This window comes from Pseudomonas sp. MD195_PC81_125 (genome assembly GCF_014060985.1).
GTDB classification, from domain to species: domain Bacteria; phylum Pseudomonadota; class Gammaproteobacteria; order Pseudomonadales; family Pseudomonadaceae; genus Aquipseudomonas; species Aquipseudomonas parakoreensis.
The window spans coordinates 1-602 of sequence record NZ_JABULD010001016.1; the positions used below are offsets into that span (position 1 = coordinate 1).

Consider the following 602-nt stretch of genomic DNA (forward strand, 5'->3'; position numbering starts at 1 on the left):
GACAGTGGGCGTATCCGTGTCGATCTGATCCAGCGTGATGATATTGCCCTTGGCATTGAGCAGGTTGAATGTGGTCTGGTCCCCATCTTCGGTTGCATAAGAGTTCAGGAAGTCTTTTTCTTCACGGCTGATGGTTCTGTAGTAGTACTCGCCCGGCGTAAAGATATAAATAGTGTAGTAGTCATCAAGGCAGCGGAAGTAAAGGGTCAGTGCGTCCGGTGCAACATCTGGCTTGAGAAAGAGATAGTTTGAAACATCCAGGTGGTGGGAAAACGTAAAGGCTTCATAATCGGGTCGTGGAGTCGTGACCTTTCTGCCATACGTCAACTTGGGAAAGTGTGGATAGCCATAGCGAGTGCTCAATGTTGCAATAAAGGATTTTTCCTGATTGGTGCTCATGGTATTACTCGATCTTTTGAATGCTGATAACTAAACAGCCGGGCTGTTCAGTGGCGTAAGTGTTGAATGCTGAAACGTTGATGTCAGATTTCGTCGGGATCACTGAGAAACGATGCATTGCGCTCGATGATTTTCAGTGTGAACGGCAGGCCTGTGTTATCCGTCTCGGCCATATAAATGTAGGGTGCGCCTCGTCGACGCAA

The 602-nt window shown here is 47.8% G+C and carries 1 protein-coding gene; it reads right to left on the reverse strand.

Annotated features, from left to right (window positions below; genetic code table 11):
* Positions 1-399: hypothetical protein (locus HT737_RS30920; RefSeq protein WP_182404708.1), on the reverse strand; the 399-nt coding region annotated here is incomplete at its 3' end.
* Positions 400-602 lie beyond the last annotated feature (203 nt).